The sequence below is a fragment of the Mucilaginibacter straminoryzae genome (assembly GCF_022953055.1).
Lineage (GTDB): Bacteria > Bacteroidota > Bacteroidia > Sphingobacteriales > Sphingobacteriaceae > Mucilaginibacter > Mucilaginibacter straminoryzae.
Genome location: NZ_JALJEJ010000010.1, coordinates 58,809 through 84,883, shown reverse-complemented (window position 1 = coordinate 84,883; position 26,075 = coordinate 58,809). Strand labels below are relative to the sequence as shown.

Below are 26,075 nucleotides of genomic sequence, written 5' to 3'. Positions count from 1 at the left end.
ATCAAGAGTCAGGAATCAAGAGCTTTAGTTTTCATAATCTATAGCAGTCTTGAATCTTGATTCATGTTTCTTGGCTCTGATTCTTATCTTAGCACACAAACAAACCTATGTCGAAAAAGAAAAACAGCAATAATTCTGTTAAACAAGTACTCACACAGTTGGTACTTGATGTTTTTGAACAAAACGGCAACCAGCCGCTCAACTATAAGCAGGTATCTGCTAAGCTAAACGTGCGCGATCCGGATTCGCGCGAGATTATTTTTGAAATTCTAAAAGAAGAAACCAAAAATAGCACACTTAAAGAGTTATCGCCCGGTAAGTTCCAACTGCTTGAACTGAAAACATTTGTTGAAGGCCGTGTAGATATGACCAATGATGGTTCTGCCTTTATAGTAACTGACGACCCGGATGAAAGTGACATTTACGTTGCACCGCGTAAGGTAAGGACGGCGCTCAACGGCGACCGTGTCAAGATCTATGTCTACGCCAAAAGCAAGGGCAAACGCAAAGAGGGCGAGGTGATCGAAATACTGAAGCGTAACAAAATGGAGTTTACTGGTATTGTAAAACTCTCTGAACGTTTTGCCTTCTTTATCCCGGACGACCGGAAAATGCTGCACGATATTTTCATTCCCCTGCCAGATCTCAACGGCGCTAAAAATGGCGAGAAAGCCGTAGCGGAAATTACGGACTGGCCGCCGGAAGCCAAGAACCCCATCGGCCGCATTAAACAGGTGCTGGGCGAGCAGGGCGAGAATGATACCGAAATGAACGCCATCCTTGCAGAATACGGTTTCCCGCTTTCTTTCCCTAAAGAAGTAGAAGAAGAGGCAGAAGCGATCTCTGATGAAATTTCGGCAAGTGAAATTGCGAGTCGTCGCGATTTCAGAGAAGTACTTACCTTTACCATAGACCCTATTGATGCGAAAGATTTCGACGATGCTATATCTTTCCGGGTTTTAGAAAATGGCAATTATGAAGTAGGTGTACACATCGCAGATGTTTCGCACTACATCATCCCGGATTCAGCCTTAGACCGCGAAGCTTTTGACCGCGGCACTTCTGTTTACCTGGTAGACCGCGTGATCCCTATGCTGCCAGAAAGGCTCTCAAATGGCCTATGCTCGCTTCGGCCAAAAGAAGATAAATTGTGCTTCGCTGCTGTTTTTGAGTTGGATGAAAAAGCACATGTGGTGAGCGAATGGTTCGGCAAGACCATCATCCATTCGGACAGAAGATTTGCTTACGAAGAGGTACAGGAGATTATTGAAAACCAGTCAGGCGAATACGTTGAAGAAATATTAAAGCTCAATGATCTGGCTTATGCACTGCGCGAACGCAAATTTAAAAACGGCGCCATCAGCTTTGAAACAAAAGAGGTAAAATTCAAGCTGGATGACAGCGGCAAACCAATTGGTGTTTACGTAAAAGAGCGTAAAGATGCCCATAAGCTAATTGAAGACTTTATGCTACTGGCTAACCGTAAGGTGGCCGAATTTGTAAGCCGTAAAGGTAAGGGTAAAAAGAAGTTCACGTTTGTTTACCGTGCGCATGATGCACCTAATCCCGAAACTTTAGCCTCTTTCGCTCAATTCGCGGCCAGGTTTGGCTATCGCATCAATACCCGTACGGATAAAGAAATTGCCCGCTCCCTAAACCATTTGATGGAAGATGTGGAAGGCAAAAAAGAACAGAACGTGTTAACACACCTGGCTATCCGTTCTATGGCTAAGGCGATTTATACCACAAAAAGCTCGAGCCATTACGGTCTCGCATTCGATCACTATACGCACTTCACTTCGCCTATCCGCCGGTACCCGGATGTAATGGCGCACCGCTTATTGTTCCATTACCTAAACGGTGGCGAATCTGCCAATGCAGAGCATTATGAAAAGCTTTGCCAGCACAGCTCAGAGATGGAGAAAAAAGCGGCTGATGCAGAACGTTCTTCCGTGAAATATAAACAGGCCGAGTATCTGAAAGACCAGATCGGCACTATTTATAACGGGGTGATCTCAGGTGTAACAGAATGGGGTATGTATGTAGAGATTATCGAAAATAAATGCGAAGGCATGATCCGCCTGCGGGACATTACCGACGATTTTTATACGCTTGACGAAAAGAATTATGCGATCATCGGCCAGCGTAAAAAGAAGGTTTACCAGCTGGGCGACGAGGTGAAAATTAGGGTGAAGAACGTTGACCTGACTAAAAAACAAATAGATTTTTCTCTGGTGCAGGAATAACTGCCAATATTTTTTATGACTGATTTAAAAGAACTGCAACTTTTAATTGAAGAAGCAGTTAACAAGCTATCTTTTCCAAATCATCCGGCAGAACTGTACGAGCCGATCAGCTATATCCTATCCATCGGTGGCAAGCGATTAAGGCCCGCATTGTTGTTAATGGCCTGCGACCTGTTTGGTGGCGATGTAAAAGCAGCTGTTCCCCCCGCCCTGGCTATCGAAGTGTTTCATAACTTTACATTGATGCACGACGATATTATGGACAACGCCCCCCTTCGTCGTGGTAAAACTACTGTTCACGAGCGTTGGAACCCTAATGTAGCGATACTTTCAGGGGATGCGATGCTGGTAGAAGCTTATAAATTGTTGATGCAGATAGATAACAGCATTTTGCGGCCTGCATTAATCCTGTTTAACCAGATGGGATCGGCGGTGTGTGAAGGGCAGCAGATAGATATGCAGTTCGAGCAGCGCGACAATGTATCTCTCGAGGAATACCTGGACATGATCCGCCTGAAGACAGCCGTGTTATTAGGCTGCGCGTTAGAAATCGGCGCGTTGGCCGGTGGTGCGAATAAAGCCAACGCAGAGCTGCTGTATACTTTTGGCGAACGCTTAGGTATTGCGTTCCAGCTACAGGACGACATCCTGGACGTGTATGGCGACCCGGAAAAATTCGGCAAACAGGTAGGCGGCGATATTATCGCGAATAAAAAGACCTGGTTGCTGATCAAAGCTTTAGAGCTTGCAGGCGAACGCGAACGTGCTGAACTGGATAAATGGCTGCTAGCTAAAACATTTGATGTAGCTGAGAAGGTAAAAGCTGTAACAGCAATTTATGACGGGTTAGGAATCCGGCAGTTGGCTGCAGAAGCAATGCAGGCATTTGCTACCGAAGCCTACCAGGCATTGGAACAGATTAAGGTAGAAACGGAAAGAAAACAGCAACTAAGGTATTTTGCCGATAACCTGTTGAATCGGGAAAAATAAAGATTGCGCGTTCATTGCAACAAATGCATGACATTAGGCGGTGGCTTTAAACTACCTGTTATCTTTATCGTCTGTAGACGAAACCCATTACAATGCCTACAAGCTTACGCTTTTGCCTTTTTCTTTCGATCTTATTTTTGACATTCATCCTCAAAGCTTCAGCACAACAAGTACGTGAAGTAAACGGAACTGTTACAGATTCTATTGGCCCCGCACCGGGCGTCAACGTTAAATTGATCTCTGACCGGGATAGCCTGAATACCACCACTTCTACCACCGGTGCGTTCGTATTCAAGGCCGTTAAAGGGAAGAATTTCAAAATCACCGTTAGCGGTATCGGTTATCAAACTTTTGTGCGCCGTTATGTAATGGATAATGATACCAAACCTATCCGCCTCGAGCCAATCAAGCTAAGTAACGATAGCAAATTACTGAATACTGTAAATATAACGGCAGTAAACCCTATTACCGTAAAGGAGGATACCGTTGAATACAAAGCCAGTGCTTATAAAGTACGGGAAGGTTCGCCGGTAGAAGAGCTTCTGAAAAAGCTGCCCGGCGTCACGGTAGATAAAAACGGTGTCGTAACAGCGCACGGGAAACAGGTAACCAAAGTAAGGGTAAACGGCAAAGATTACTTTACCGGCGACGTGCAAACCGCTACGCAAAACCTCCCTGCGGATATTATAGAGGCCATCCAGGTAATAGATGATTACGGCGACCAGGCTAACCTAACGGGTATTAAGACCGGCGATCCCGACAAGATCCTGAACCTGACCATCCAGAAAGGAAAACGAGTAGGAAAATTCGGTCAGGCGGCAGTTGGAGTAGGTAATGATGAGCGATATCTGACACGGGTGAGTGCCAATACTTTTAAAGATGATCGCCAGATTTCTTTTGTAGGAACAGTCAATAATAACAACACTAACGCCTTCAATTTTGGTGGCGGCGGCGGTCGTGGTGGTGGCGGTGGGGGTGCCAACGGCATTACTACCAACCGTTCCGGGGGATTTAACTACCGCGATTCCTGGGGGAAAAAAATGACCGTCTACAGTAGCTATAGCTTTGCAGACCAGGACCGCAGAACGGAGTCGACTTCACTGCAACAAAGTCTTTTCCAATCGGGGACCATCATCAATAGCAATAATACAACAGACAAGAACAATAACATCAATCACCGTTTCGATTTCAATTTAGAGTATAAAATAGATACCTTAAACTACCTGAAGGTTAACCCGAATTTCAGCTACGGATCATCAAAGGATGAAAATGTGAACATCTTTACCAATACAAGGATTAATGATGTGACCACCGGCGATGAAAACAGCTTAACCAAGGGCAACTCCCCTTCCTACGGAGGCAATCTGCTGTATAATCACCGTTTCAAGAAAAAGGGGCGCAACTTCAGCATCAACTCTAATTTCAATTTTTCTGATAACACCTCTAACCTGGATGATAAATACACTACAAGGAACAACAACAGTGTTTTTCCACTTTACCAACAGATCAACACCGATAACTCTACTACACGATTAAGCCTGCGTGCTTCTTACATGGAGCCTTTAAGCAAAACTAATTTCCTGGAGGCCAGTTACGCTTATAACTTCAATAACAATGATAACAACCGCCGTAATTACAGGGTTGATCCCACTACCAACATTGCCACATTTGTAGATTCCCTTAGTACTGTTTATAACTACCGCTTCATCACCAATACCTTCGGGTTAAACCTGCGCGGTATCAAGCCAAAATACAACTACACCATCGGTTTAAGTGCACGGCCCGTAACACTCGAAGGCGAAACGCATAACATCACCACAAAAAACAATACGTTTAATTGGGTGCCTACAGCACACTTTGTTTACAATTTCGCTAAAAACCACACCCTTAATTTTAACTACAGCGGCACAAATAATCAGCCCAGTTTTACACAACTACAGGTTAACCCGGATTATTCTAACCCGCAAAACGTAGTTTACGGAAACCCTGATCTTAAACCTGAGTTCAACAACAACCTGACACTTAATTATAACCAGTTCGATATCGGCAGCGGAAATTCATTATTCACCAATCTCAATTTTACAGAAACGCAAAACAAGATTGTGACCAGTACCCGGCCGGTGTCAAATAAGGTTTTAAACCCCAGCAACAGTAAAGATAGTACTGCGCAAGAGACGCGTTACATTAATACCAATGGGTTTTATTCTTACGGTGGCAACTACGCCTTTTCAAAGCCTTTTTCTAACAGAAGATACACCGTTACTTTCAATGGCGGGCTCAGTTATAATAATAACATCAACTTTATAGAAGAAAAGCGTAACGAGGGTAAAAACTTTGTGTGGAACCAGGGCATTAAATTCAGGCTGGACCTGGATAGTATTATGGATAGCGAGGTCAGCGCTAATTACAGCGCCAATAAAACCCGTTACAGTCTACCCTCATCCATTAATACAGACGCCAATACCATAACGCTCGGCTTAGATGGCCGCAATTACTTTTTCTATGATTTCATCCTCGGCTATAACCTTACTCAAACCATCAATCACGGTTTTAGCAGCACGGTAAAGAGTAACCCAACCCTGTTAAGTAGCTATCTGGAGTACCAGTTTCTGAATAAACACGCTGCATCCCTGCGTTTCCAGGCGTTCGACTTGTTTAACCAAAATACAGGCATTAGCCGTTCTGTGTCGGGAAACCGCATTGTCGATACGCGCTCGAACAGACTTGGCAGATATTTCCTTTTAAGCTTTACCATCCGGCTTCAGAAGTTCAACGGCGCCGGGAAGCCGCCTGCTGGTTTCAGGAACCGTAACGGGGGTTTTGGTGGAAGACGGCGTGGTTAATAAAAGAGAAAGCCTTCCATCGACTGATAGAAGGCTTTCGTAGGGACATATCCAATGCCCTGATGATAAGTTTAGCTTAATTTAAGAAATTACAGGCGGAAACCGTATGCAATACGCAAGGCTACCTGGCCATAATTGATGCTGTTGCCACCAGAGAAGTTATCGTAACGTAAACCTACGTCAAGGCCAGAACCAGACATAGAATAACCAATACCAGGTGACAGGATCAGTTTAGTGCTTTTGTCTGAACCTGAAGTCTCGAAACCGGCACCGGCTTCACCGCTAAAGTAAAGGTGAGGCGCTACGTAAGCTTTTACACCTGCTTTTAAAGGTACGATACCATAATCTTTTGGATCATAATTAGCGATTCCGTAATCACGAGCAAAGAAGTTGGTGTAACCTACTGTACCCATTAGCGATACACTTCCACTTAGGTCTTTTTGCAGGCGAACGTTACCGCCTAAAGCAAAGTGAGAGAAATTACGCATATCTCCGGTTGGGATGCCTGGCTCAACGCCTACACCAAAGCGCCATGCTTGTGAATCGTGACCGGTAGTTTGAGCTTTAGTAACATTGCTTGTGAATAGTAAACCAGCGAAAGCGAATGCCGCTGCTGCCAGTTTGGTTGCTTTTTTCATAATCATGTTTTTCAATTTTAGTAAACAATTTTTAGGTTGTTATCAGCACCTCATTTACAAAAACTTTGCCATTTGGGTTATCAACCGCTTTTTTTAACATTTCTTGATAACTGCGGGCAAGCAGCAAAACCGTTTACTAACTGATCTACAAGAATTTAGACTAAGTGTATTTTCCCATTCTCGCAAACCCATAAAAAGTTCATTTTTTATAGCGCCAATAGGTTTTTTGGCACAACAAAGTGTCAGAATAAGTATACAAACAGTGGCAAGAGCAAAAGAAAAGCCCTTTCTTTCGAAAGGGCTTAAGTATGAGTTAGGCCTCGCCGGGTAGGATTATGTGTGGCGGCGGCGGGTTATTATTATCGTGGTTATTGCCTTCGTCTTTATGCTGTTCCTGCAATTGCTTCAGCTTCTTTTCGCCATAAGCAAACCGGGTGATCACATAGAATAGTACAGGCACAATAAAGATAGCCATAGACGTAGCTGCAAGCATCCCTCCTAACACCGTAAAGCCGATGGTCTTCCGTGCTTCGGCACCCGCGCCTGAAGAGAATACCAATGGCAGTACCCCTAAAATAAAGGCAAGCGATGTCATGATGATCGGGCGAAGACGCAGACGAACCGCTTCGAGTGTGGCATGTTCAAGCTCGACACCCCTATCTACCCGTTCCTTGGCAAACTCCACAATCAGGATGGCGTTCTTAGCCGATAAACCGATCAGCGTGATCAGACCGATTTGGGCATAAACGTTATTGGTCAGGCTTGGCACTAATACCAAAGCTAATATCGCCCCAAATGCACCTAATGGCACCGCAAGCAATACCGAGAACGGCACAGACCAGCTTTCGTACAGCGCCGCCAGGAACAGGAATACGAAACCGATAGAAAGCGCGAAGATGTAAACTGTCTTTCCTCCGGATAACAATTCTTCGCGGCTTAGGCCAGAGAATTCGTATCCATAACCTTCCGGTAAAGTTTGTGCGGCAACTTCCTGTAAGGCTTTAATTGCGTCGCCGCTACTGTAACCTGGTTTGGTGTTACCATCAACCTCCGCAGAACGGAATAAGTTGTAGTGCGAAATCAGCGGCGCATTTTCAATCACTTTATAGGATGTAACAGTACTCAACGGCACCATGGTCCCCGCAGAATTACGTACGAAGTACTGACCGATATTGGCAATGTTCGTTCGATAGTTTGTATCTGCCTGAGCAACCACCCGGAAGTTACGCCCATATATCGTAAAGTCGTTGATATAGGCACTACCCATATACGTTTGTAGGGCGTTATTAATATCTGATATCTGAACGCCTAAACGTTTGGCTTTCTCCCGATCTACTACCAATTGATAAGCGGGTGTGCGCGCCGTGAAGAACGAGAAGGCTTTGGCAATCTCTGGCCGTTGATTTACCGCAGCAACAAAGTTCTGCAGTACTTTTTCGAAATTCTTGATGTCACCACCTGCTTGTTTTTCTTCCAGGATGAAGGCGAAACCAGCAGTACTACCTAAACCGGGGATCGCCGGTGGCGGAATTACTACCACGTTGGCTTCTTTAAAGCGCGCAAGTTTTTGTTGCAGGGTACCAACCAATGCAAACAATTGGTCTTTTTTATCCTTACGTTCGTCCCATGGTTTTAACTGTACGAAGATGGTAGCACTGTTAGACTTACTGGCAAAGTTAACCGCGTTCAGACCACCCAAAGCCGCATAGTGGCCAACGGCAGGAATACTGTCCAGCGTCTTCATCATGCTGTTCAGCACGGCTACTGTACGTCCGGTTGATGAAGCCTCAGGTAAATCGTAAGTAATATAGATACGGCCTTCATCTTCAGTTGGGATAAATCCGCTCGGTTTGCTCTTGAACAAGAATACCGTGCCGACAATCAAACAGATCAGGATGATGATCACCAACCGTGAATGTTTGATACTCTTATCTACCCCGTTACGGTACTTACCTGTCACCCGGCCAAACCAGTCGTTGAACTTATCAAAGAAACGGTCGAGCAGGTTTTTCTTTTTCTCGCCACCTTCATGCGGTTTCAACAACAGCATACAAAGCGCAGGTGTTAAAGAAAGGGCCACAAACGCCGAGATCAATACTGAAATAGCAATCGTAATCGCAAACTGTTGGTACAACCGGCCTACGATGCCCGGCACAAAGCCCACCGGCACGAATACAGCCGCCAGGATTAATGCAATGGCGATAACCGGCGCAGAAATATCTTTCATGGCGTGCTCGGTTGCATCATGCGGCGACATTTTTTCTTCGTCGATATAATGCTGTACCGCCTCGACGACCACAATCGCGTCATCCACCACAATACCGATCGCCAGCACGAAACCGAATAACGTAAGCGTATTAATGGTAAACCCTAACGGGATAAAGAAGATAAATGTACCGATGATAGATACCGGGATAGCCAATACAGGAATCAGTGTGGCACGCCAGCTTTGCAGGAACAAGAACACCACGACGATCACCAGCGCCAGGGCGATGATCAGGGTTTCTTCCACTTCGCTTACAGATACCTTTACCACAGTAACTGATTCGAACGGTACCACATAGTCAATATCTTTCGGGAACGATTTTTTCAATTGCTCCATGGTGGCGTAAACGCCGTTCGCTGTTTCAATCGCGTTGCTATTCGGTGCCTGGTAGATCAGCAAATAAGAAGCACGTTTACCGTCAACAAACGAGTTACCCGAGTAGTTGAATTTACCCAGTTCCACGCGGGCTACATCTCTAAGATGCACTATTGCGCCGGTAGCTGGTTGCGTACGTACGATTACGTTTTCAAACTCTTCGGCCTTAACCAAACGGCCTTTAGTTAACACTGTGTATTCAAAGGTCTGCCCGTGCTCTTGCGGAGGTGCGCCTACGGTACCTGCAGCAACCTGTACGTTCTGCTCCTGCAGCGCACTTGTTACGTCGGCGGCGGTCATGCCTAAAGCAGCAAGTTTATCAGGCTTCAGCCAGATCCGCATACTAAAGTCGTCCGCACGGGTAAATACGTCGCCCACACCTTTGGTACGCAAAAGCGCATCGCGCACCATCACGTTCGTATAGTTATCTAAGAAGGTAACGTTGTGGCTTCCTTTGGGCGAGTAGATCGCTACCAGCATCAGGATGCTTGGGTTACGCTTTCTAACCGTTAAACCTAAACGTTGCACCTCCTGCGGCAAAGTTGGCTGCGCGATACCTACACGGTTCTGCACGTCAAGCGCCGCGATATTAATGTCTGTACCCACCTCAAAGTTTACGGTCATGCTCATCTGGCCGTTGCTGGTACTGTTACTTTGCAGGTAGGTCATGCCCGGTGTACCGTTCACCTGTACCTCTACAGGCGTGGCAACCGTTTGCTCTACCGTAAGTGCATCTGCACCGGTATAGTTACCGGTAACCTGCACGGTTGGCGGTGTAATATCCGGATACTGGCCAATAGGCAAATTGCTCATGGCCAATAAACCTACTACTACTATCACAATAGAAATAACAATAGCGGTAACCGGTCGTCGTATAAAGGTATCTGCGATCATAAATTTTCTAACCCCTGTTACTTTTGTTGCCCCTGTTGTTTACCTTGTCCCTGCGCGCCTGGTGCACTACCCGGGCCTGCCTGTTGCTGAGGCGAGCCTAAAGTAATCTTTCCGCCATCCCTCAACCGCTGAAAGCCATCAGTAATTACTTTATCACCGGCATTAACGCCGTTCATGATCACCACGTTATCACCCAGACGAGGCCCGAGCGTCACCTTTTGCTGATGAGCAACAGAATCCTGCGCGGTAAACACAAAGTATTCGCCCATCTGCTCCGTAACGGATTTGAAAGGTATTTGTACCCTGTTTCCGGATTCATCATTTAATACATTCAGCACACCGCTCATGCCATCGCGAAGTTTACCGTTAACATTAGGGAAGCTTACCCTTACGCGGATACTCCCGGTCTGATTATTCACGCCGCGGTCTATCGCATAGATTTTTCCAGGCATTTTATACATCGTACCGTCAGACAGTTGCAAGCGGAAGGTGCTATCTGTACTATGTTTTTGCAGACGGTAGAAACGGTCTATATCCTGTTCGTTTATCACCACGTCAACACCCATATTTCCTTCTGAAGAAATGGTGTTTAATAAGGTAGTACCCGGGGTAACTTGTGCGCCAAGCTTTACTTGCGAGATACCGATACGGCCGGTAAAAGGCGCTTTAATTAAAGAGTAAGAAAGGTCTGTCTGCGCAGATAATATCCCTGCTTTCGCTACGGCTACCTGGCTACGGTTAGTTTCTAACGTAGCGACAGCCTGATCGTAAGTTTGCCTTGCAACGGCATCATTCTTTAATAAAAAAGAATAACGGTCCGCATCTTTTTGTGCTTTAACCAAATTAGCATTAGCACTTGCCAGATTTGCACGTGCCTGCTCATAAGAGGCAAGGTATTTACGGCGGTCAATCTCATATAAAACTTTCCCCTTCGGCACTATTTCGCCTTCTTTAAAAAATATCCCAGTTACAAAGCCTGCTACCTGGCTGCGCAGCTCTACCGTATTTATAGATACTACGGTTCCCTGGTAGTTATCGTAATAAACGGCTTCGGCTTTTTTAGCTTCGGCAACGGCAACGGGTGTAGCTGGAGGGGCTGTGTTCTGAGGGGCATTCTGTTTACATGAAGCAACGGCCAGCATGCCGATCACCGAGGTAAAGCAGAGGGTTTTTATTTTCATGGCTGATATCTATCTTACGGTTAAAGTTCCTAAAGCTTTTTCCAGTTGTATCTTGCTGGAAAGTAATTGAAAGAGTGCGTTATAGTAATTAAGTTCGGCAGTACGAAGGTCTGATTGCGCGACAATCACATCCAGGTAAGTTTTAATGCCCTCGCGATATTGCAGGCTTACCACGCCATAAACATCTTTGGCAAGATCAACGTTCTGCTTCAGCAAACTCCAGTTGGTGTAATTGCTTTTATACCCGGCCAATGCCTGCACGTACTCGGTGTTGATCACATTGCGCTGGTTGATAATATCAAGGTCTACCCTTTCTACCTGTAACCTTGCTTTACTTAAGTTCTGCAAACGCCGTGTACCGGTGAAAATGGGCAGATTTAAGCTCAGGCCCACTAATGAAGTTGGATAAGGCGTATTATATAAGCCCATGATATTTTCATTAAAATAAGAGACACTGTAAGAACCGATGGCGCTTAAAGACGGCAGAAAACCGTACTTATAATAGTCTACATTTAAACTTTGCAAAGTACGCTGCGTTACCAGTTGCTGATACTCTATGCGGTTATTCACGTTCACTACCTGGTTGGTATCAATAGTAGCTTCCTGAACAAAACGTGTAGAATCATATTGCAAACCCAGATTTTTCTGAGGGGTATAGCCCATTAATTGCTTCAGATAGGCCAGCTTGCTATTTACAGCTTCCTGCGTTTGCTTACGGGTTGCTATTGTATTATTAAGGGCAATGGTAGCTTGCTTATAATCTGTTTTATCTGCAACACCGGCCTGGTAGCGGGTATAAGCATCTTTCAGGCTGCGTTGCAGTCGCGAGATGTCCTGGTTTAAAATATCCAGCTGTTTTTGCGAAAGCAGTACATCGAAGAAAGCCTGGCTCACGTCGGCAACCACATCGATTTGCCGGGTGAGTGTATTCTGGCTATAATATTGTCGTGAATAGCGTTTGGCGCGCGAAGCCAGCCACACGTCGTTGTTATAGATCACCTGGCTTGCCTGGAAGGTAACGCTCGAAACGTTCTTTGCAACCGCCAGTGCAGATTGGTTGGTAGTAGTGCTACCTGTGGTCGTGCCACCGGTCGTATTTCCGGTTCCGCCGGTGGTCCCCCCGGTAGTGCCGCCGGGCGTTCCGGTACCGTTGTTGGTCCCCGTCCCCGTGGTAGTGGTTCCCGTACCGGCGCCAAATAAGTTGGCCCTCTGGAAATAACGGTTGTAGCTTCCTGCTGAAGTTACCTGGGGCAGCCAGCCGGCCAATGATATCCGGATATCCCTTTCATTAATTTGCTCATCTATTGCGGCTTGCTTTACGGCCGGTTGGTTCTGAAGGGCAAAATCTATACATTGTCTTAACGTTAATGTGCGGGAAGTACTGTCTGTCAACTGCGCTTCTGCGTAGTTAAATAACAGCAACATGGTCAAAGCAAAAAGGAAAGTTCTTTTCATTCGGGTAGCGTCGAATTTCAAAACGCATAGTTACAATATTGGTTTAAATTTATTCTGACCGCTATTTAAAAGTTACAAAAAACATACACTTTCGTCATAATTATATCTAATTTTAAAGTAAACACCGCCAGATTAAATCTGAGAATTATTTTTGCGCTACATTAGAGGATAAAAATTTTTTTTAATTAATTTGCCGAATGCTTTTGTTGGGCTATTTGGGGCCCGATCAAAAAAAAATTACAAGCCACGTATAAGTTAATCGCTTTTTCATGGTATTTTTACAGAAAATTTAAGTATTGTTAATACATGGGTAAAAAACTACATGATAAGATTGCTCAGTTCAAACAGGCAGCAATATTCCGTGAAAAGGGAGTTTATCCCTATTTCCGGCCTATTGAATCAGGACAGGATACTGAGGTCTTTATCAACGGACAGCGCGTGCTGATGTTTGGATCGAATTCTTATTTAGGACTAACTAATCACCCCAAAATTAAGGAAGCTTCGAAAAAAGCTATTGATAAATACGGTACAGGATGCGCAGGTTCTCGTTTTTTAAACGGAACATTAGACATTCACATCCAACTGGAAGAGCAACTGGCGGATTATGTGGGTAAGGAAGCGGCGGTGTTATTCAGCACCGGTTTTCAGGTTAACTTAGGTGTACTGTCATCTATTACTGGCCGTAATGACTATCTGATCTTAGATGAGTATGACCACGCATCTATTATTGATGGTAGCCGTTTATCTTTTTCCCGTGTAATTAAGTATGCCCACAACGATATGCAGGATCTGCAGCGTAAACTGAGCATATTACCAGAAGAATCTACCAAACTGATTGTTGTTGACGGTATATTCAGCATGGAAGGCGATATCGTAAAACTGCCTGAAGTAGTCGCTTTGGCAGATCAATACGGTGCTAACGTGATGGTGGATGATGCGCACAGCTTGGGCGTCATCGGCGACCGTGGTGCGGGTACAGCTTCGCACTTTGGCTTAACTGATGATGTAGACCTGATTATGGGTACCTTCAGTAAATCACTTGCCTCACTGGGCGGTTTTATCGCTGCAGACCACGAGATTATTGATTACCTGAAACACCACGCACGTTCATTAATCTTCAGCGCGAGTATGCCTCCGGCTACTGTTGCCAGTGTAATCGCTGCCTTAGATATTATTAAAAGCGAGCCGGAACGCATTCAGAAACTTTGGGATAATACCCATTATGCAACTAAACTGATGCTGGAAGAAGGCTTTGATCTTGGCGTATCAGAAAGCCCTATCCTGCCGGTATACGTAAGAGACAACGAAACCACCTTTATGGTTACCAAGTATCTGCAAAATGCAGGGGTATTTGTTAACCCGGTTATCTCTCCTGCTGTACCTTCAGACGCATCGCTTATTCGTTTCTCATTAATGGCCACACATACTTTCGATCAGATCGAAGAAGCTGTTGAAAAGATAGCTAAGGCCTTTAAGGAGTGCGGAGTGAATACCATAAAAGAAAGAATATAAACCAAATAATAAAATGAGCTATAGATAATATAGCTCATTTTGCTTTAATACCCCAAACGCTACGGCCATAATGAAAAAAATAGTCCCCGTTAGTTCAAAAAAAGAACTGGGAGCTTTCGTTGATTTTCCACACGAACTGTTTAAGAACGATCCATATTACGTTCCCGAATTATTCATAGCACAGCGTGATATTCTAACCACACACCCATTTCACCTGCATTCTTCACTGCAGTGCTTCCTGGCGTATGACGGTGATCAAATAGTTGGGCGTATTTGCGCTATCCTGAATAATAATCATAACAAATTCAATCACGCCAAAGATGGCTTTTTTGGTTTTTTTGATTGTATCAATGACCAGGAAACTGCAAACCTGTTGTTTGATGCCGCTACCCATTGGGTAAAAGAAAAAGGCGCTAACAAACTGGTAGGCCCTGCAAACCCATCAACCAATGAAACCTGCGGGCTTTTGGTGAAGGGTTTTGACAGTTCGCCGCTGATTATGATGCCATATAACCCGCCGTACTATGCAACGCTGCTAGAAAACTATGGCTTAAAGAAACAAGTGGATTTATTTGCCTGGGGTTGGAAAGGTCAGAACTATAACGATAAATCACTGCAGATGCTGGATCGTTTGCAGGAACGTTTGAAGAAGAACAGTGGTATAGTGATCAGGAAGATCAATATGAAAAATTTCAAACAGGAAGCCGCCGCACTGAAAGAGGTATACAACAGCGCATGGGACAAAAATATGGGCTTCTTCCCGATGACCGATGCTGAATTTGATTATACAGCGAAGGATATGAAAATGATCCTCGACCAGGATTTTGCCTATCTTGCAGAACAGGACGGTAAAATTGTGGGGTTCGGTGTAGCATTGCCAGACATCAATCAAATTCTGAAGACCATTAAGAAAGGTCGTTTATTACCTACCGGCATATTTAAACTGTTGCTGAATAAAAAGAAAATCAGGGGCATACGTATCTTACTTTTGGGGGTAATAGAAGGTTATCGTAAAATGGGCATCGAAGCCTGTCTTTATGGTTCTATTATTAAAGAATACCGTCGCAAAGGGCTGGATTATGCAGAAGCATCATGGACGCTGGAAAACAATGACATGGTGAACCGTGCGATTGAGGCCATTGGCGGCGAACAATACAAAACTTACAGAATTTACGAAAAGAATATATGAGGGAGCGGGTTTTAATAACCGGCGCGAGCGGATTTGTTGGGAACCATCTAATTGAAGAAGCTTTAAAAAATGATCTGGATGTTTACATAGCTGTCAGAAAAAGCAGTAAGGTAGACCATTTAAAGCACTTCGACATACAATTAACCTATCCTAAATTTAACAATACCGAAGCATTAGCCGAGGAAATAGAGGCTAACAAGTATCAGTATATCATACATGCTGCAGGGCTTACAAAAGCAAAAACACAGGCAGAATATAACCAGGTAAACGCTGGCTATACGCTAAACCTGGCAAAAGCTGCTGCCTTACGGGTTAAAAAGTTTGTGTTGGTAAGCAGTTTGGCCGCTGCGGGGCCGCTTAAAACCACAAACGGGCTGATCACCGAGAGTATGGAGCCTAAGCCCGTTACAGCTTATGGCAGAAGCAAATTGCTGGCCGAGCAAAAACTGGCGCAGGTACCTAATTTAAACTATACTATATTAAGACCAACGGCGGTATATGGCCCGAGGGAGAAAGATATTTTTATTGTGATAAAGCAGATAGCTAAAGGTCTGGAGCCTTACATTGGTCAACAACCTCAAAAGCTGAGCTTTATCTATGTGAAAGACTTGGCTACGGCAACCATCAAGGCCTTGTATGGCGGTGATTATCACACCTATCACTTGTCTGATGGTAATTTTTACGACCGTTACGAACTAGGTACGCTGGTAAAAGATATTTTGGGTATAAAGGCCAAGAAAATTCATTTGCCTGTAAGCTTTGTAAAAATTTTAGCAGTGTTGAATGAAAAAATTGCTTCTTTGAGTAATAAAGCACCTGCCTTGAACCTTGAAAAGCTAAATGAGCTTACCGCTCCTAATTGGGCTTGCAGTATCGAGGCTGCTGAACAGGAATTGGGCTTCTATCCGCAGTACAATCTGGAACGCGGACTGGAAGAAACCCTGAAATGGTATAAAGACCATAACTGGCTGTAAAACTATAACTCGAAATATTTTTAATTAACCGTATGAAAACTTCAATTCAACCTGCTGAGGGTAAACTGGGCATTCTTATTCCCGGCCTTGGCGCTGTTGCTACCACCCTTATTGCAGGTGTGGCAGCTGTAAATAAAGGTTTATCCCAACCCATTGGTGCACTTACCCAAATGGGCAATATACGTCTGGGAAAAAGAACGGAAAACCGTTACCCTAAAATTAAAGACTTTGTTCCACTGACAGATCTGAAAGATATTGTATTTGGCGGATGGGACGTTTATGCAGATAACGTATTTGAAGCTTCTTTAAAAGCCCAGGTTTTAGAAAAAGACCTGCTGAATTCTGTTAAAGAAGAGCTGGAAGCTATTGTTCCGATGACTGCAGCCTTCGACAAAAGCTACGCTAAAAACCTTGATGGTACTAATGTAAAACAAGGTACCCGCGCAGAACTGGCCCAGCAACTGATGGACGATATCACCAACTTCAAAGAACAACATGGTTTAGACCGCGTAGTGGTACTTTGGTGTGGTTCAACAGAAGTTTACTTCGAGGAATCAGAAATTCACCAAAGCCTCGATGCATTTGAGCAAGCATTAGAAGCTGACGACAAACGCATTGCGCCAAGTATGCTATATGCTTATGCCGCACTTAAATTAGGTTATCCGTTTGTAAACGGTGCCCCTAACTTAACCGTAGATATCCCTGCAATCGTTGAGCTTTCTAAGTTAAACGATGCCCCTATCGCCGGTAAAGACTTTAAAACCGGGCAGACTTTAATGAAAACCATCCTTGCTCCTGGTTTAGCAGCGCGTGCACTGGGTGTTAAGGGCTGGTTCTCTACCAACATCCTGGGTAACCGCGATGGTTATGTATTAGACGATCCGGATAACTTTAAAACCAAAGAGGTTTCTAAGCTTAGCGTATTAGAGGACATTCTTCAGCCGGAAATCAACCCGGAGCTTTATGGCGAACTATACCATAAAGTACGTATCAACTACTACCCTCCTCACGGCGATAACAAAGAGAGCTGGGATAACATCGATATTTTTGGTTGGTTAGGTTACCAGATGCAGATCAAGATCAACTTCCTTTGCCGCGACTCTATCCTCGCAGCGCCGGTTGCGCTTGACCTTGCCCTGTTCATTGACCTGGCTAAACGTGCAGGCATGAGCGGTATCCAGGAATGGTTATCATTCTACCTGAAATCGCCTCAGACAGCAGAAGGCTTACGTCCGGAGCATGATATCTTCAAACAATTAATGAAGTTACAGAACACACTTCGTCATATGATGGGCGAAGACTTAATTACGCACTTAGGTCTGGATTATTACCAGGACTTGGTTGAAGCACTATAATGTTATTTCATAAGCTGATAGCCACCAGTTTAGGCATTGGATATATCGGCAAGGGCGCCGGAACAGTAGCTGCTGTTTTTTGTGCCCTTTGCTGGTACCTGGCCTGGGCGGGTGGCTATCCTGCTTTAATACCTTCAGTAGCAATAACACTGGTTATCACCGCTATTGGGGTATGGTCATCAAAAATGGTTATTCCGCTTTGGGGTAAAGATCCTTCGCGAGTGGTGGTAGATGAAGTAGCCGGAATGGCCATCAGCCTGCTTTTTGCCCCTGTTAAACTACCTTATGTATTAATTGCCCTGGTGCTATTCCGATTTTTCGATATCGCAAAACCGCTTTTCATCAGAAAGATGGAAAGTTTAGAAGGTGGCTGGGGCATTATGGCAGATGATATTTTGGCCGGCATCTACGCCAACATTTGCCTGCAAATTATCCTGCTATTTAAGTTTTTCTGAATGTTGAAAAAAATTAATCAATTGATTGATTAATTTGACTTTCTTCCAACAATTATATCCATCAAAATTTCCACTTTTGCCGGGTACTTTACAAAACCCGTAAAAATAGGGCTGTTACGTTAAAAAATTCATTTACTGATGTAACGATTTTATGAGTTTTATATCTAACGCGGATATAACTCGCTTTTCGGGTAAATTTATAGTGGAATACTTACATGAACTCTGATATCACATATAAACGCCTCTTACTTTTTATCGCGTTTGTTTTTTCTTCAATCACGCTGTTTGCGCAGGCCACTGTTGTTACCGGTACGGTAACCGACGCCAATACACGCAAGCCCCTCTCATTTGTTACCGTAGCCTTTACCGGCAGTAGCATTGGTGCCAACACCGATGATAATGGTAAATATACCTTACGTACTACTAAACCGCTTACCCAGCTATCCATATCTTTTGTGGGTTATAAAACAGCAACGCTTAGTGTTGTTCCCGGAAAAGAGCAGGTAATTAATGTAAAGCTATTCCCTGAAGCTAAACAGCTGACAGAGGTAGTAGTAAAAAGCGGCAAGAAACCAAAATATCGCAACAGGGATAATCCTGCTGTAGAACTGATCCGCCAGGTTATTGCCCATAAAGAACAGAACAGGCCGGAAGCCTATAACTTTGTAGAATATAAAGAATACGACAAGACACAAATGTCTTTCATTAATGTTTCTGAACAGCTTTCAGAACGAAAATTCTTTAAGAAATACAAGTTCTTCCTGGATAACAAAGACAGCACCATCCTACCCGGAAAAACCCTTTTACCGGTTTACCTGGACGAAAAGTTGTCGCAGACCTATTACCGCAAACATCCGGAGAAAACCAAAACGCTGATCCTGGGTCAAAAAAGCGTGAACTTCGGTAGCTTTATGGATAGCGAAGGTTTTGGCACTTACCTGAAACGGATGTACAATCCGATAGATATTTATCAAAACAATATCTTTCTGATGACCAACAACTTCCTCAGCCCTATTGCTGATGGCGGCCCTACATTCTACAAATACTTTATTACAGATACCCTGCAGGTGGGTAACAGCAAACTGATCCAGTTGAGTTTTACGCCGCGTAACACCACAGACATGCTTTTCGAGGGTGATATTTATATCACGCTGGATGGTAACTACGCAGTGCAGCAGGTAAGGATGACCATCAACAAAAACATCAACCTGAACTGGGTACGCACCATGGCTATCGCGCTGGACTTTGAACAAAACCCGGATAACAGGTGGCATTTGAGCAGAAGCGACGTACGCGCAGACTTTGGTACCAGTAAGAAAGGAAATCACGGTATTTTTGCTGAACGTACGATTACGTTTAAGAACTACCTGGTTAATAATTCACGCCCCGACACCACATATGATGGCGAGGCCACCGAAACCGTACCGGATGCGAAAAGCCGCCCGGCAACTTATTGGGCAGAAAATCGGTTGGATACACTTAGCAAAGCAGAATCACGGGTATATAAAAATATCGACAGCCTTCAGTCCATGCCTTCTTTCCGCAGAACGGCCGATATCGTTACCCTGTTATTAGCCGGTTATAAGTCTTTCGGAAAGTTCGAGGTGGGCCCGGCAAACACGTTTTATAGCTTTAACCCGGTAGAAGGATTCAGGTTGCGCTTAGGTGGCCGTACCACCCCGGAACTCAGCAAACGGTATTATTTCGAAACCTATGCGGCTTATGGCTTTAAAGACGAACGTTGGAAGTACTTCCTGAGTGCCACGTATTCGTTGAACAACAAATCGATCTATAAATTCCCGCAAAATTATATCCGCGCAAGTTTCCAGCGCGATACTAAAATTCCGGGTGCAGATTTGCAATTCGTTCAGGAAGATAACTTCCTGCTGTCTTTCAAACGCGGTAACAACGATAAATATCTTTATAACGATTTTTACCGCCTGGATTACGTGCATGAATTTGAGAACCACTTTTCTTATACCCTGGGTTTAAAGAAATGGACGCAATCTCCAGCTGGGTCGCTTTACTTCAATAATTTCGAAAACGGCCGGTTAAACAGCATCCACGACCTGACAACGACCGAGGCGACCCTGTCTTTACGTTATGCACCGCATGAACAGTTCTATCAGGGTAAAATCTACCGTATTCCTATCCCAAGCAAATACCCGGTTATCAGCCTTGATTACACCGCGGGCTTAAAGAACGTGCTGGGTGGCGAGTACAACTATCAAAAACTGCACGCAAGCATTGGCAGACGTACCTACCTTTCGCAATTGGGTTATGCCGACATAACAGTAGAAGGTGCAAATATTTTTGGCCAGGCTCCTTTCCCGTTATTGGAAATACACCGCGCAAACCAGACCTATGCTTACGACCTGGATTCGTATAACCTGATGAACTTTATGGAGTTTGTGAGCGACCATTACGCCGCCCTGAATATCGATCAGCACTTTATGGGATTCTTCTTTAACAAGATCCCGTTGTTCAAACGTTTGAAATGGCGTGAGACAGCTTCATTGAAAGTATTGTACGGTGGTATCAGAGACGAAAATAACCCATCTATCCATCCTGATCTTTATCAATTCCCGATTTCTGAAGGGGCTCCGATTACTTATTCGCTGGGAAGCAAACCTTATGTAGAAGGTAGTGTTGGTGTTGAAAATATATTTAAATTTATAAGAGTAGACTTTGTTAAAAGATTTAACTATCTGGATCATCCCGACGTACCTTCGTGGGGAATAAGAACAAGAGTTAAATTTGATTTTTAACTTTGTACTGTTTTTTTCAATATGACACAAGATACATCCCTGCGAACAACATTACAACTGAGTATTTACAAGGTTATTGATCCGTTTGTAAAGCTGCTGATCCGTATTGGCCTTACGCCTAACGCGGTAACCACTATTGGTTTCATTCTTAATATCGGCGTTGCGGTAATATTTGTCGTAGGTGCAGAAGAAGGTAACCGCGGCGACTTTACCTACGTGGGCTGGGCCGGCGGCTTAATTTTATTTGCAGGCCTGTTTGATATGCTTGACGGGCAGGTGGCCAGACTGGGTAACATGAAATCGACCTTCGGGGCACTTTATGATTCTGTTTTAGACCGCTATAGTGAATTAATTATGTTCTTAGGGATCTGCTGGTACCTGGTGGCCCATCATTATTTCCTAAGCTCTTTATTTGCCTTTATTGCACTGATTGGTTCCATGATGGTGAGCTACGTTCGTGCCCGGGCTGAAGGTTTAGGGATAGAATGTAAAGGCGGCCTGATGCAGCGCCCGGAACGTGTGATTACTATCGGGTTGTTTGCTATCATTTGCGGCGTTTTCTCGCAATATGCCGGTGGCGATTACAAATTGTATATCCCCGGTGTTAAATATCACGTTTTCGAAACCATGTCTATCTTCACCATCCCGATTACGATACTTGCCGTGCTTACCAATTTAACCGCTTTTCGCCGGTTAATGGATTCTAAAAAAGCACTGATGGAAAAGGAAAAAAACTTACGTTAAAATTGAAACGATTTTTATTACTTACAACACTTGCGGGTTGCTTTTTCTTATTAAGCAGCTTTAATCTGAAACCAGCTTCGGGAAATCATTCGCTTGCTAAAGACACTGCGAAGGCAAAGATTCGTACAGAGCTAAAGTTCCCCGCACTTCCTACTAGTTTACCACGCTTGTTTTACATCCAGCGCGATCCCAACACCAATACCATTGTCTATGAATTGAACGTGGGCAGTGATGGCCAGTTGGATAATGAAACCCCGGTACACCCCTATTGGATAAAGTATAACGAAAAGGGGCAGAAAGAAGAGCTGAACTTCATCCAACGGAAATTTGCTTATGGCCTGGTACAAAAAGAACTTGGCAACGGTAAATACGATATCAGACTGGTGAGCTACAAAAAGTACCCCATGACCCTGATGAAAGCCAATGACGGCAAGTATCACATTTTTGCGACAATAGCACAGAAACAGGTGATATTACATCGTATCTTTGTGCGCATAGAGGGCGGCAGCTTTTGGGTGCCCAATGTATTATACGTAGAAATTAAAGGATCTGACCCGGTAACCGGTCAGGAAGTAACCGATAGATTTAAACCCTGATTAGTATGAAACGGAATTATGTGTCGAACTCGGAAGAGTCAGTCCGGATGTTTAAAAGTGATTTTTTAGAAAGCCTTTCTAAAGTTCATTTCTTCGTTCCGGTTATTATTTATCTTCCGGTTATTTTATACTGCGCTTACCATTCTATTTTTGATGTACAGACGTCCGCCTTACGCTTTTTAGCATTATTTGTCGGCGGTTTGTTCATCTGGACTTTTGTTGAATATACCTTACACCGTTTTGTATTCCATTTTGTACCAAAAGCACCATGGGCTTTAAGGTTGCATTTCATTTTCCACGGAGTACACCACGATTACCCGAGCGATAAAATGCGTTTAGTAATGCCGCCGTCTGCAAGTATTCCGCTGGCCGCATTATTCTTCTTTTTATTCAGGGCGATATTGCCATTGAATACCGACGTATTTGCATTCTTCCCGGGCTTCATTCTTGGTTATTTGTTTTATGATATCGGGCACTACGCCATCCATCACTTTAATTTTAAAGGCGGTATCTGGAAACAAATTAAAAAGCATCACATGCTGCACCATTATCAGGACCCTGAAAAAGGCTATGGCGTAAGTTCAAAAATTTGGGACAAAGTATTCCGTACCGATTTTGAGAAGCGTTAATTTAAAAATGGGGATTGCTTCTTCTGCCGAACTTTTTCCGCCGGTTAATACCAAAACGGTTTTCTCGCTTATTCTGGCATCCGTACTTTACCTGGCGCTTTCTTATTTTTTAGTCGGCTTTAAGTCGGATCAGGTGGTGCTTATCTGTCTGGTAAATGGACTATACTACCTATCGGGCTATAGCAGGAGATTTGTTACCGGATTCGCGATTTTCATCGTGTACTGGATCATCTTCGATTATATGAAGGCGTTCCCTAATTATCACTTCCACCCAGTTCATATTGGCGACCTTTATCAAACCGAAAAAAAACTATTCGGCATTCATACAGGTGGAGATGTTTTAACCCCTAACGAATACCTTAAAGAAATCAGTAAACCCTGGGCAGACGTGATCACCGGTTTTTTTTACCTGTGCTGGATTCCGGTGCCGCTTGGCTTTGCTGCATACTTATTGTTCACGCGTCCGCGCCAGTTCCTGGGCTTTGCGCTCACGTTTTTCCTGGTGAATTTTTTAGGCTTTATTATTTACTACACGTATCCTGCTGCACCACCGTGGTTTATACAGGAACATGGCTTTAACTTTATCCCGCTTACAAAAGGCAGTACGGCTGGCTTAGACCGCTTTGACCAATATTTCCATGCCGGTATTTTTAAAGGCATTTACGAAAAAGGCTCGAATGTTTTTGCGGCTATGCCTTCCCTGCATTCGTCCTACCCGGTGATTGTGCTCTACTACGGATTGAAAAATAAGTTGGGTTGGATTAACCTAGTTTTTGCCACGGTGATGATTGGTATTTGGTTCACTGCTGTTTACGCTAGCCACCATTATGTAATGGATGTAATGGCGGGCATAACCTGCGCTATTATTGGTATTTCCCTTTTTAACTGGTGCGCAAACCATATTGGTTCTATTCGCCGTTTCCTTGATAGTTACGAAAAGCTTATAACAAGTTAATTCTAATTAACGATATTCTCAAAAGCAATAAACCTTATTTTACTGTTTTACAGTAAGTTATCAACTGTTCTAAATTTTCGGCACAAGATTTGTTTTATGGAGTATGTAAGTGATATTATCTCATACTCCATGAAAAAGTTCATTCTCCTCACCATATTCACGCTTGGCGTTACACTTTCTTTTGCATCTACGAATCCTGTAGACAGCCTGCAGAAAATCATTAACGACAGCGCTTCGGATAGTTTAAAAGCCGACCTGTATAACCAGATGGCAAACCGCTATATGAATTACGGGGCCTTGCAAGACCGCTCGCTGAAAAACATGTACCAGGAAAATGCCCTGCATTACACCCTTTCGGCATTGCATCATTATTATAAGGTGGATGATACGGTAGGCATGCGCCGTTCGTATGAACGTTTGGCCGTTGTTTATCACGATCAGAAAAAATATACGCAGGCGAAATGGTTTATCTTACAAGCCAACACCCTGGCCCGCGAAAAAGCAGATGCAACCAATATTATCAACACGTTGGTAAAGCTTGCCCAGATAAAAATGGACATCAAGGATTACAACCTGGCTAAAGGCGACCTAAGAGAGGCGCTTACTTTAGCTTCGGCTAATTGTTTCGGGAAAGAGCAGGCGGATGTAATGCAGGCTTATGTTCAATATTACACCCTAACAGGGCAACCTTTGCTAAAGAAGACGGCTGCAAAAAGATATGCAGGTTTAAAGGATAGCATGAAACGGGATTCGGCAGTTAAGCAAATGGCCAAACTGCAAACCGGAAAAAAGTTTTATACCGTCAGCAACCGCCGCGACCAAAACACACGGCAGACAAGCGTGTCACTTTAATCATCGCTTTGGCTGGCATCGCTCTGGTGATCGGGATAACCATCATCATATTTCTGACAAGAAAACGTTATTAAGCAGTTAAACTTCTAACTGCTTTTTTTGTCGGTAATAATAGATGATGAAGAGATGGATTAGTGCCGGGATAGCTGTTCTGGCGATGCTTTTTGTAACGGTATTAGTAAAATCGCAAAACCTTTCTGATTATAGTTTCGGGAATGAGTTTCTTTCAAGAATAAATCGAGTTAGAGCGGTAGGCTGTAGTTGCGGTAAGAAGTTCTACCCACCGGCGCCGCCCCTGGTGTGGAACAGCGATCTGGAAAAAGCTGCTGCGGGTCACGCTAAGGACATGAATCGACGTGACTATTTTAGCCATACCAGTAAGGATGGGCGCACGATAGAAAACAGGATCATTAATGCCGGGTACAATTATGATGGTTTTAAAAGCTTTGCCATAGGCGAGAATATTGCCTATGGGCAAACAAGTATTGCAGAAGTGCAGGACGGCTGGTTTGAAAGTGAAGGGCACTGCAAAAACCTGATGAACCCGGACTTCAGGGAGATCGGCGTAGCCCGTAACGGTCTTTATTGGGTACAAGATTTCGGCGGCCGCGAATCTTTCTCGGCTAAAGAGTTAGAGCTGATCAAAAAAGGCCGGCTGATCTACAAAAAGACCATTTCCGGCCGAGCTGATTAACTTTTTATGGCGCGTTTCAGGGCCATGATGTAGCCTGTATGCATGCCTTCGTGGAACGGCAGAAAAGTAATGGCATCATCTATGCCGTCGATTGCCACACCATATCTGGTTGTCCAGGCCACGTAGCTATCAAAACACCCGTTTTGATAATCCTGCTCTAAAAAATCTATAGTAGAAAAGAACAGCGTTTTAATTTCTTCCAGTTCCTGCACTGTTATAAAGCGTTCGGGCTTAGATTCGGGCTTGTATAATTCAAAAAACTCAGGCGTGATATGCAGCTCTAAACCTGCACGGCGGTAGCATACCCCCTGTTGCGCTGCTACCATATGGCCCATATTCCAGATGATGTTATTGTTGAAGTTTGCAGGCACTTTATTCAACTCTTCAATACTAAGTCCCTCAATCAGCTTCAATACGTGTTCACGTGTTTTCCGGATAATCTCGATAGGTTTGTTCATGCACAA

The 26,075-nt window shown here is 44.1% G+C and carries 20 protein-coding genes; 15 read left to right on the top strand and 5 right to left on the bottom strand.

Annotated features, from left to right (window positions below):
• Positions 1–107 precede the first annotated feature (107 nt).
• From rnr to MUY27_RS17520, 3 genes are all read left to right on the top strand, one after another.
• A complete protein-coding gene (gene rnr, locus MUY27_RS17530) occupies positions 108–2,246 on the top strand; it encodes a ribonuclease R (RefSeq protein ID WP_245132217.1) in 2,139 nt (712 codons plus the stop codon).
• A 15-nt stretch (positions 2,247–2,261) separates the two neighbouring features.
• A complete protein-coding gene (locus tag MUY27_RS17525; protein WP_245132215.1) occupies positions 2,262–3,236 on the top strand; it encodes a polyprenyl synthetase family protein in 975 nt (324 codons plus the stop codon).
• Between the two features lie 137 nt (positions 3,237–3,373).
• A complete protein-coding gene (locus MUY27_RS17520; RefSeq protein WP_245132213.1) occupies positions 3,374–6,079 on the top strand; it encodes a TonB-dependent receptor in 2,706 nt (901 codons plus the stop codon).
• Between the two features lie 89 nt (positions 6,080–6,168).
• Here MUY27_RS17520 and MUY27_RS17515 read toward each other — a convergent pair whose 3' ends face one another.
• The 4 genes from MUY27_RS17515 to MUY27_RS17500 all read right to left on the bottom strand — a co-directional run bounded on the left by MUY27_RS17515 (position 6,169) and on the right by MUY27_RS17500 (position 12,888).
• A complete protein-coding gene (locus MUY27_RS17515; RefSeq protein WP_245132211.1) occupies positions 6,169–6,717 on the bottom strand; it encodes a hypothetical protein in 549 nt (182 codons plus the stop codon).
• Between the two features lie 313 nt (positions 6,718–7,030).
• Positions 7,031–10,252, bottom strand: a complete 3,222-nt coding sequence (locus MUY27_RS17510; protein ID WP_245132208.1) for an efflux RND transporter permease subunit — start codon at positions 10,250–10,252, stop codon at positions 7,031–7,033.
• Between the two features lie 17 nt (positions 10,253–10,269).
• Positions 10,270–11,433 (bottom strand): efflux RND transporter periplasmic adaptor subunit, encoded by a 1,164-nt coding sequence (locus MUY27_RS17505; protein ID WP_245132206.1) that lies wholly within the window; start codon positions 11,431–11,433, stop codon positions 10,270–10,272.
• A gap of 9 nt (positions 11,434–11,442) precedes the next feature.
• A complete protein-coding gene (locus MUY27_RS17500; protein WP_245132204.1) occupies positions 11,443–12,888 on the bottom strand; it encodes a TolC family protein in 1,446 nt (481 codons plus the stop codon).
• Between the two features lie 306 nt (positions 12,889–13,194).
• Between MUY27_RS17500 and spt the strand changes: the two genes are divergently transcribed.
• From spt to MUY27_RS17440, 12 genes are all read left to right on the top strand, one after another.
• The gene (gene spt, locus MUY27_RS17495) at positions 13,195–14,400 is read left to right on the top strand and encodes a serine palmitoyltransferase (RefSeq protein WP_245132203.1); all 1,206 of its coding nucleotides are present in this window, start codon (positions 13,195–13,197) and stop codon (positions 14,398–14,400) included.
• A gap of 70 nt (positions 14,401–14,470) precedes the next feature.
• Positions 14,471–15,589, top strand: a complete 1,119-nt coding sequence (locus MUY27_RS17490; protein WP_245132201.1) for a hypothetical protein — start codon at positions 14,471–14,473, stop codon at positions 15,587–15,589.
• Positions 15,586–16,563, top strand: a complete 978-nt coding sequence (locus MUY27_RS17485) for an NAD-dependent epimerase/dehydratase family protein (RefSeq protein WP_245132199.1) — start codon at positions 15,586–15,588, stop codon at positions 16,561–16,563. Before MUY27_RS17490 ends, MUY27_RS17485 begins: the two co-directional genes overlap by 4 nt.
• 32 nt (positions 16,564–16,595) lie before the next feature.
• Entirely contained in the window at positions 16,596–17,918 is a 1,323-nt protein-coding gene (locus tag MUY27_RS17480; protein ID WP_245132197.1) for an inositol-3-phosphate synthase, read from the top strand.
• On the top strand, positions 17,918–18,373 hold the full coding sequence (locus tag MUY27_RS17475) for a phosphatidylglycerophosphatase A family protein (protein ID WP_245132196.1): 456 nt from the start codon (positions 17,918–17,920) through the stop codon (positions 18,371–18,373). Before MUY27_RS17480 ends, MUY27_RS17475 begins: the two co-directional genes overlap by 1 nt.
• Positions 18,374–18,588: 215 nt before the next feature.
• Positions 18,589–21,141: a DUF5686 and carboxypeptidase-like regulatory domain-containing protein gene (locus MUY27_RS17470; protein WP_245132194.1), complete on the top strand. Its 2,553-nt coding sequence runs from the start codon at positions 18,589–18,591 to the stop codon at positions 21,139–21,141.
• Positions 21,142–21,162: 21 nt separating this feature from the next.
• On the top strand, positions 21,163–21,885 hold the full coding sequence (locus MUY27_RS17465) for a CDP-alcohol phosphatidyltransferase family protein (RefSeq protein WP_245132192.1): 723 nt from the start codon (positions 21,163–21,165) through the stop codon (positions 21,883–21,885).
• Between the two features lie 2 nt (positions 21,886–21,887).
• Positions 21,888–22,481, top strand: a complete 594-nt coding sequence (locus tag MUY27_RS17460; RefSeq protein WP_245132190.1) for a DUF4833 domain-containing protein — start codon at positions 21,888–21,890, stop codon at positions 22,479–22,481.
• A gap of 5 nt (positions 22,482–22,486) precedes the next feature.
• Positions 22,487–23,110 carry a sterol desaturase family protein gene (locus tag MUY27_RS17455; protein WP_245132187.1) on the top strand — a complete coding sequence of 208 codons (624 nt, stop codon included), beginning with the start codon at positions 22,487–22,489 and terminating at the stop codon, positions 23,108–23,110.
• Between the two features lie 7 nt (positions 23,111–23,117).
• Positions 23,118–24,065 carry a phosphatase PAP2 family protein gene (locus MUY27_RS17450; protein ID WP_245132186.1) on the top strand — a complete coding sequence of 316 codons (948 nt, stop codon included), beginning with the start codon at positions 23,118–23,120 and terminating at the stop codon, positions 24,063–24,065.
• Between the two features lie 129 nt (positions 24,066–24,194).
• Complete coding sequence (locus MUY27_RS17445) at positions 24,195–24,917, top strand: hypothetical protein (protein ID WP_245132184.1); 723 nt, start codon at positions 24,195–24,197, stop codon at positions 24,915–24,917.
• A 115-nt stretch (positions 24,918–25,032) separates the two neighbouring features.
• On the top strand, positions 25,033–25,611 hold the full coding sequence (locus tag MUY27_RS17440; protein WP_245132182.1) for a CAP domain-containing protein: 579 nt from the start codon (positions 25,033–25,035) through the stop codon (positions 25,609–25,611).
• Here the strand turns inward: MUY27_RS17440 and MUY27_RS17435 are convergent.
• Positions 25,608–26,069, bottom strand: coding sequence for a DinB family protein (locus tag MUY27_RS17435; RefSeq protein ID WP_245132179.1), 462 nt, complete (start codon positions 26,067–26,069; stop codon positions 25,608–25,610). The genes MUY27_RS17440 and MUY27_RS17435 overlap by 4 nt on opposite strands.
• Between the last annotated feature and the right edge of the window lie 6 nt (positions 26,070–26,075).

Excerpts from the sequence above, each read along its gene's own strand:
- rnr (WP_245132217.1), top strand. The coding sequence starts at position 108 with ATGTCGAAAAAGAAAAACAGCAATAATTCTGTTAAACAAGTACTCACA.
- MUY27_RS17525 (WP_245132215.1), top strand. The coding sequence starts at position 2,262 with ATGACTGATTTAAAAGAACTGCAACTTTTAATTGAAGAAGCAGTTAAC.
- MUY27_RS17515 (WP_245132211.1), bottom strand. The coding sequence starts at position 6,717 with ATGAAAAAAGCAACCAAACTGGCAGCAGCGGCATTCGCTTTCGCTGGT.
- MUY27_RS17510 (WP_245132208.1), bottom strand. The coding sequence starts at position 10,252 with ATGATCGCAGATACCTTTATACGACGACCGGTTACCGCTATTGTTATT.
- MUY27_RS17505 (WP_245132206.1), bottom strand. The coding sequence starts at position 11,433 with ATGAAAATAAAAACCCTCTGCTTTACCTCGGTGATCGGCATGCTGGCC.
- MUY27_RS17500 (WP_245132204.1), bottom strand. The coding sequence starts at position 12,888 with ATGAAAAGAACTTTCCTTTTTGCTTTGACCATGTTGCTGTTATTTAAC.
- spt (WP_245132203.1), top strand. The coding sequence starts at position 13,195 with ATGGGTAAAAAACTACATGATAAGATTGCTCAGTTCAAACAGGCAGCA.
- MUY27_RS17490 (WP_245132201.1), top strand. The coding sequence starts at position 14,471 with ATGAAAAAAATAGTCCCCGTTAGTTCAAAAAAAGAACTGGGAGCTTTC.
- MUY27_RS17485 (WP_245132199.1), top strand. The coding sequence starts at position 15,586 with ATGAGGGAGCGGGTTTTAATAACCGGCGCGAGCGGATTTGTTGGGAAC.
- MUY27_RS17480 (WP_245132197.1), top strand. The coding sequence starts at position 16,596 with ATGAAAACTTCAATTCAACCTGCTGAGGGTAAACTGGGCATTCTTATT.
- MUY27_RS17475 (WP_245132196.1), top strand. The coding sequence starts at position 17,918 with ATGTTATTTCATAAGCTGATAGCCACCAGTTTAGGCATTGGATATATC.
- MUY27_RS17470 (WP_245132194.1), top strand. The coding sequence starts at position 18,589 with ATGAACTCTGATATCACATATAAACGCCTCTTACTTTTTATCGCGTTT.
- MUY27_RS17465 (WP_245132192.1), top strand. The coding sequence starts at position 21,163 with ATGACACAAGATACATCCCTGCGAACAACATTACAACTGAGTATTTAC.
- MUY27_RS17455 (WP_245132187.1), top strand. The coding sequence starts at position 22,487 with ATGAAACGGAATTATGTGTCGAACTCGGAAGAGTCAGTCCGGATGTTT.
- MUY27_RS17450 (WP_245132186.1), top strand. The coding sequence starts at position 23,118 with ATGGGGATTGCTTCTTCTGCCGAACTTTTTCCGCCGGTTAATACCAAA.
- MUY27_RS17445 (WP_245132184.1), top strand. The coding sequence starts at position 24,195 with ATGAAAAAGTTCATTCTCCTCACCATATTCACGCTTGGCGTTACACTT.
- MUY27_RS17440 (WP_245132182.1), top strand. The coding sequence starts at position 25,033 with ATGATGAAGAGATGGATTAGTGCCGGGATAGCTGTTCTGGCGATGCTT.
- MUY27_RS17435 (WP_245132179.1), bottom strand. The coding sequence starts at position 26,069 with ATGAACAAACCTATCGAGATTATCCGGAAAACACGTGAACACGTATTG.